The organism is Conexibacter stalactiti (assembly GCF_033542075.1).
GTDB classification, from domain to species: domain Bacteria; phylum Actinomycetota; class Thermoleophilia; order Solirubrobacterales; family Solirubrobacteraceae; genus Conexibacter; species Conexibacter stalactiti.
On the sequence record NZ_JAWSTH010000082.1, the window covers coordinates 21,818 to 28,613 of the forward strand.

The window sequence follows — 6,796 nt, forward strand, 5'->3', positions numbered from 1 at the left end:
GAGGACGGATCCGATGTCGCCCAACCCCACCGCCAGCGAGCCGCCCCGCCGCCGCCTCACCCGCGCCGACGTGATGACCGCCAGAGAAGTCGCCGAGATGCTCGGCTTGCCGCTCTCCACCGTCTACGAGTTGGCTCGGCGAAGAGAACTGCCCTCATCACGGCTCGGCCGTGCCGTGCGCTTCATTCGAGACGACGTGGAGGGTCGGCTGCGCTCCCAATGAGGCCCTTTGCGCCACCTGACGGCATATGCGGCTCCGACTGGCCAAGCCGCCTCAGGCTCGCGTAGGCTTGAGACTCCGGCATTGCTGCGATTTTCTAACCGACTGGATTCATGGCTAACTCCGAAATGCTCCAAGAACTCATCCGCGCGCACGTTGCGGGTGATTCCGAGCGCTTCAGAACCATCGCCATGCAGGTCGCTGCGCGAGAAGCCCGTTCAGGTCATCGGCTCGTCGCAGGCCGGATCCGAGATTTGCTCGATGCCGCGACTCCATCTTCCGGGCCGGTCTCAAGGCCGACGCCGCTCGCGACACCGCCAAAGGACTTGCGGGATGTCCTTGATGTTCGGTATCCCGAGGAGGGTCTGGACCGAGTGGTCCTTGCGGAGGGGACAAGACGTGTCGTTGATCGCATCCTTGCGGAGCAGCGGGCCGCCTCCGACTTAGGCGCATGGGGCTTGCAGCCTCGTCGACGCCTGCTCTTTCATGGGCCTCCGGGCTGCGGAAAGACGATGACAGCGGCAGTCATCGCGCACGAACTTGCCTTGCCTCTGCTCCGCATTCGGACGGAAGTGCTTTTTTCTCGTTTTATGGGCGAGACGAGCGCAGTTCTTGACGCTGTATTCGTCCAGGCATCAAAACAGCGCGGCGTCTACTTGTTCGACGAGTTCGATGCTGTGGGGAAGCAGCGCGCGGACTCGAACGATGTAGGCGAAGCACGTCGTATCCTCAGCGCCTTTTTGCAGCTGCTTGACGCAGACGAAAGCACCTCCGTTCTGATCGCTGCGACCAACGAGCCCAGTTTTCTGGATACTGCGCTGATGCGTCGCTTTGACGATGTTGCCTACTTCGGACCGCCGGATGCTCCGGCGATCAGAAGGCTCCTGCAACTTCTCACCAGCTCGTACCGACTGCCCGCGAGATCGCTCGACCGACTCGCTCGCGAGGCGGTGGGGCTGACCTTTGCGGATGTGACGCGAGCCGTGACGGACGCCGCTAAAGCCATGGTCCTCAGCCGTCGGAGAACGCTTCGCCACGGAGATCTCGCAGCAGCGATCACCGACCTGCGCGAGCGTCAACCTATCGCCCCATAGGTGCCAGACAGACTGCCGCATATCGAGTTGCCGGCTCCAGCGGACCTGGCATTCCAAGGCTACGGCGGGGAACCAACGGTCGAACCACCTTCGCGTGACCGGGAAACTCACGCTGCAGCGCTTGAACAGCAGATCGCGAGCCTTGAGCAGGCATGGAGCGCTAGAGAGTCGGTTGCACGAGCGCCGTCAGCGAGAGGCCACGTCGCAATGGCGCGTCTGTCTCCTGGGACGGATACCGCGACGGTGCGAAAACTGGCGAGCAAGGCGAACGCGGTCGTCGCCGCGCGCATCGACGATGGCGTACTGATCCACTTCCGTCGAGGTGACATGAGAGAGCTGCGGCAGAAGCTCGCTCAGTACGCCGACCCAAGTAAGGACTCGTCAAAAACGGCCCTGCCCAAGAACGCGCCGCTTATCAACCGGATCGAGTCGATCGGCACTCCTTCTCTGAAGAACCTCAGTGACGGTTGGCTTGCAGCGGCGGACATTGACGCAGAGACGGACTACACCGTTGAAATCTGGATGCCCGGCGGACGGACCGCCTCAGACAGACAGCGGGAAGCGATCCATAGTGAACTCACGTGGTTCTTGGATGCCAAAGGGATTCACGCGACGCCGCGTTGGTACTCCGCCACCGAGCGTGAGATCTGTCTGCTGACGCTCGCGGGTGAACACCTCCTGGAGCTGCCGGAGGCGTGCCCTGATGTGTACGAGATCCGTGAGCCTCAGCAAGCCATCGTGCCGCATCTGCTCGAGCCGACCGCATCCCAGGTTGTCGCCGCCGGCGGCGGCGTTCCGCCGAACCCGCCCGTCGTCGTGGCGGTGCTCGACACGGGTATCGCAGAGAGACATCCGCTTCTCGAAAGAACGATCGCGACTGCTGGCGTATCAGTCGTCATCGATGACTTGTCAGCTGCCGACAGAGCTGGCCACGGCACCCGCATGGCGGGCGTCGTGGCGTATACAGATCTGGCCGGCCAGCTTCAGTCCGGTCGGCTGCCTCAGCCTCGCGCCTTTCTTCAGAACATCCGGGTGATGGCCGAGGAGAGAGACGACGCCAGCATTGAGTTCTGGCCAGAGCGGATGCAGGACGCGATCGCAGCCGCCGAAGAACACGTCGCCGAGCGACGCCTGTTCAGCGCAGCGCTCGGTGCTGAGCCCGATCCTAGAGAGCGTCGAAGCGTTTGGGCGATCGCGACTGACCAGCTCTCGTACGGTGACGGCTCTCGTCCCGGCCGTCTCATCACTGTGCCGACCGGCAACGTCAGACCCTCTGAGCTTGCGGCTGCTGCCTATCCGTCTCAGAGTCTTGCAACGGCGATGTCAACGCCTGCGGAGGCTGTGAATGCTGTGACGGTCGGAGCGATTACCGATCTCACCGCCGTTCCAACAGGCTCCACGGCGACAGCGGGAGCCGGACAGCTGTCTCCGTTTTCTCGCTGCGACATTGGTAGAGGACGTCCGATCAAACCGGACGTTGTGGCTGAAGGTGGGAACTGGCGGGTCAACGGCAGATCCATTTCCGGTCACCCGTCTGTTGGCGTGCTGACCACGTCCCACCAGCATGCGTACGGACCACCGCTCGCAGCGACCTGCGCCACAAGCGCGGCGTGCAGTTCCGTCGCTGGAATGCTCGCTGAGATTTGGCATGCGAACCCCTCACGCCGACCGGAGACCATTCGTGCTCTGTTGGTCCATAGCGCGCGATGGACGCAGCAAATGCGGAGTCAACTCGACGACGCGGATCGTCTGCGGGCCGTCGGATACGGCCTTCCAGATCCGTCGCGTGTCTGCGATTCGACGGCCAGACGCCCGACGATGATCGTCGAACGCGAAATCGCACTCGACCCTGACGATGAGGGCAAGCGGCACACCCATCTCATAGAGCTGCCGTTTCCCGAGGCGGTGTTGCATGGGCTTGGAGCTACCGAGATCGAGGTCTCAGTGACATTGTCGTATTTCACGGAGCCGAATGAAAACCTCGTGCGGAACTACGAGGGATTCGGGCTGCGGTGGAAGTTTCAGAGACCGCTGCAAAGCCCTTCAAGTTTCCTTCGCTCGTACAACAAGCTGGCGGCAGTCTCGGACAGACGACGGGGAACGAAGCTCAACTGGGAAATCGGCAGACCGAAAGATAAAGGGACGGTCCAGTCTGACCGCTGTCGAACGACAGCGGCCGAACTCGCCTCGTGCGGACTGCTTGCGGTCTTCCCGGTCCTTGGATGGTGGGACGGACGCGAGGAGCGGAGCAGAAGATCGATTCCGTACTCCTTGGTCATAAGCCTCGACGCAGGCGAGGCCAACGTCGATCTCTATTCGGCCATCGAGGCCACGATCGAAGGCACCACAGATGTTGAGACCACCGTCGAGATCCTCTAACGGCTGAACTCGGCCTCAGGTCCGCGCTCGCATCGCGAACGCCGCGTTGACGGCAGCGATCGCGGCGGTGTCGATCTTGCTGTGGAGGTAGCGGTTCGTTGTGCGCAGCTCGGCGTGACCGAGCACGTCGCGGACGGTGACGAGCGGGAGGCTACGGGCCATGACTGAGCCGGCGGCATGGCGCAGGCCGTGGAGCTTCAGCGGACGCAGGCCGGCGGCAGCAGCGGCGCGCTTGTAGCGGCGGCGCAGCGCGGAGCCGTCGAGCCGACCTCCGTAGCGGTTGCCGAAGACGTAGTCGTCGGGGTCGGTGAAGTCGTCGCGGCGACCGAGGCGCGCGAGTGCTTCGGCACCGGAGCGGGGCAGCGGCACCTGCCGGCCGCGTCTGCCCTTTGGCTCCTTCTCGACGCCGCCGCTGACGGCTCTCTCGATGCCGAGCACCGCGCCTGAAAGGTCGGGGAGGAAGCTGACGTGGCGCCATCTCAGCGCCAGCACCTCGCCGAGCCGCATGCCGCTGTAGAACATCACCCGGAACAGCTCCGCGTCCTGGTGGTCCTCGGCGCGGCGCGCCTCCTGCTCGTCATCGCCAATCGCGTTCGGCCGGCCTCTGTAGTTCGGCGCGGACGCCCGGTGCTCGCTGCGCTCGCAGGCACGGGCAAGTGCCTCGACCTCTGCAACCTCGTAGTGGTCGAGCGGCGGCGCCGCCGGCTGGTAGCGCTTGTCCGTCCCCGTTGCGGGGTTCGTCGTCAGCGCGTAGGTGTCCGGCTTCGTCGCGTACGTGAAGACCGCGTGGAGCAGCGCGCGGTGCTCGTTGACGTTGCGGGCGGACAGGCCCTCTGCGTCCAGCTCGCGCAGGAACGCCGTCACCTCGACCGGGGTGATCTCGTCGTACGGCCGATCGCCGAAGCGAGCAATGATGCGCCCCTTCGCGACGCCTCTCCCCCGCTTGTGCGGCGTGCCGGGCTCGCGCAGCATCACGGCGTTGTTCTCCAACGTCGAGGGCGCGCCGCCTTTCACGTCGCGCTTCCACGCGAGCCATTCCGTGGCGATCTCGCGGAAGGTCGGGACGGCTGCGCGGGCGGCGGCGCGCGCGTCGGCCTGGTGCCCGCGCTCGACCTCCTCGACCTTCTCGGCCGCCGCGACGTGCGCCGCACGCTCGTCCAGCCAGCCGTCGCGGACACGGCCTCTGCGTCTTCGCCAGCCGCCGCCGTCGCCGTCGGATTCGAGCCATGCGGGACCAAGCCGACGCTTGACTTGAGCGCCGTCCGCGTCGCGCCACTTGGCCTCAAAGAACGGCGTGCCGTCCTTCCCTGCGCGAACCACGACTGCCGGGGTGATCGTGCGGGCCATTGGGCCGAGGGTACCATCCGCCGGGCGCGGGTACCAGCATCGCTTGCGGGTACCACTGCGGGTACCAAACGCGTCTTTCTCTTTCTGGAATAGGCGATTCTGGGGATGTAGAACCGCTGGTACCAGCGCTATCTGCACGTTGAGCACCTGTCTTGTAAACAGGGGGTCAGGGGTTCGAGTCCCCTCTCAGGCTCTCCGGCGATTCCCCGCCACAGCGGCGATCGCGGCGCTTTGACCGGCCTCGTGTGCGATCGGGGCACGCACGGGATCATGCGGTGGTCCCGTTCCCGGTCCCAATTGGCATCGCGCCGGCGATCATGCGGTCGACGCGCGCGCCGTAGTCGCGCTGGCGCGACTGGATCACCTGCGCGTAGATCTGCAGCGTCACCTTCGGGTCGGTGTGGCCGACCTGCGCCATCACCCACGGAACGTCGGCGCCGCCGGCCAGCAGCAGCGAGATGAACGTCCGCCGCAGCGTGTGCGGCGTGATCGCCGGCAGGCCCGGCAGCGCCGTGGCGGCCAGCGCGGCCGCCGGCGCGAGCACCGCGGTGCGGATGCCCGACGGCGTGTAGCGCTCGCCGCGCGTGTTGACGAACAGCGGCCCCTCCCCCGCCCCGCGCGCGAGGTGGCGCTCGAGCTCGACGGCGAGCAGGTCGCTGAGCACGATCTGGCGGCGGCCGGCGTCGGTCTTCGCGTCGGCGATCAGCAGGCGCCGGTTGACGAGGTCGACGTCGCGCAGGTCGAGCGCGCACAGCTCGGCGATCCGCGGCCCGGCCAGCAGCAGCGTCGCGATCGCGGCGCGGCGCGCCGGCGCGGCCGCGGCCGTTCTCCAGACGAGCCCTCGGCGGATCCGCGAGACGAGCGAGTCGCTGACGCCGAAGCGCTGCGCGAGCGCGACGTTCGAGGCCGCCGAGCCGCGGATCTCCCGCACGCGCTGCCAGTCGAGCGGGCCGGCGGCGTCGAGGCGACCAGCCGCGTCGAGCAGCGCGGCCGCCTGGTCGGGCTCGAGGAAGGAGCGCCGGCCGCGCTGGCTCTTCAGGCGCCGGCGACGGCCCTTCGCCGGGTTGGGCTGCTCGACCGGCAGCTTGTGCTCGGCGGCGACGTCGAGGATCTGCGCCAGCAGCGCGATCGTCGCGTTGATGCTGTCGTTGGACAGCGAGCGGACGCCGAGCGCGCGCGCCTCGTCGCGCTCGGCCAGCTTCGCGGCGCGGTAGCCGTCGACGGCGCGCACGTCGATCTCCGAGATGCGGTGGTCCTTGAAGTAGGGCAGCAGGTGGTTGGAGAGCCGCCACTCGTAGTCCTCGACCGTGCGGCGGCTGAGCCCGCGCGCCTTGTCGGCGAACCAGCTCGAGGCGAAGCCGTGGAAGGTCGGGTCGGCGGGCGCGGCGGCCGCGGCCGGCGCCTGCCGCGGCTGGGGCGCTCTCCAGGTCCCGCGCCGCACCTGCTCGACGAGCTCGGCGACGGCGTTCTCGGCGCGCGTCGCGTTCCAGCCCTCGTGGTCAGTGCCGAGCTTGACTCTGCGGCGTCTGCCCTCGGCGCGGAAGCGCGCGTACCAGGTGATGCCGCCGTCGATGCGCTGGTACGCGATCGCCTCACCGGTCGCGCGCGGCGGCATCGTGCCTCCCTTCGCCCGCGAGCGCTGCGCGTGCGGCGGTCGCGAGGCTCATCGCTTCGGGCCCACGCGCAGCAGCGGCGGCGCGCCGGCCGGTCGCGGCGCGCGTCGCGGCCGCGCTCTCGCCGGCGCGCTCCGTGCGGC

General features: G+C 67.2%; 5 protein-coding genes. 3 read left to right on the plus strand and 2 right to left on the minus strand.

What is annotated here, in order from left to right:
- Positions 1 to 13 precede the first annotated feature (13 nt).
- From R7226_RS23440 to R7226_RS23450, 3 genes are all read left to right on the plus strand, one after another.
- Complete coding sequence (locus R7226_RS23440) at positions 14 to 223, plus strand: helix-turn-helix domain-containing protein (protein ID WP_318599782.1); 210 nt, start codon at positions 14 to 16, stop codon at positions 221 to 223.
- A 110-nt stretch (positions 224 to 333) separates the two neighbouring features.
- A complete protein-coding gene (locus tag R7226_RS23445; RefSeq protein ID WP_318599783.1) occupies positions 334 to 1,314 on the plus strand; it encodes an AAA family ATPase in 981 nt (326 codons plus the stop codon).
- The gene (locus R7226_RS23450; RefSeq protein WP_318599784.1) at positions 1,315 to 3,693 is read left to right on the plus strand and encodes a S8 family peptidase; all 2,379 of its coding nucleotides are present in this window, start codon (positions 1,315 to 1,317) and stop codon (positions 3,691 to 3,693) included.
- Between the two features lie 15 nt (positions 3,694 to 3,708).
- Here R7226_RS23450 and R7226_RS23455 read toward each other — a convergent pair whose 3' ends face one another.
- A complete protein-coding gene (locus R7226_RS23455) occupies positions 3,709 to 5,187 on the minus strand; it encodes a tyrosine-type recombinase/integrase (RefSeq protein WP_318599785.1) in 1,479 nt (492 codons plus the stop codon).
- Positions 5,188 to 5,308: 121 nt separating this feature from the next.
- Positions 5,309 to 6,655 (minus strand): tyrosine-type recombinase/integrase, encoded by a 1,347-nt coding sequence (locus tag R7226_RS23460; RefSeq protein WP_318599786.1) that lies wholly within the window; start codon positions 6,653 to 6,655, stop codon positions 5,309 to 5,311.
- Between the last annotated feature and the right edge of the window lie 141 nt (positions 6,656 to 6,796).

What these genes read in the sequence shown, in the direction of transcription:
- R7226_RS23440 (WP_318599782.1), top strand. Translation starts at nt 14, where the DNA reads ATGTCGCCCAACCCCACCGCCAGCGAGCCGCCCCGCCGCCGCCTCACC.
- R7226_RS23460 (WP_318599786.1), bottom strand. Translation starts at nt 6,655, where the DNA reads ATGCCGCCGCGCGCGACCGGTGAGGCGATCGCGTACCAGCGCATCGAC.
- R7226_RS23445 (WP_318599783.1), top strand. Translation starts at nt 334, where the DNA reads ATGGCTAACTCCGAAATGCTCCAAGAACTCATCCGCGCGCACGTTGCG.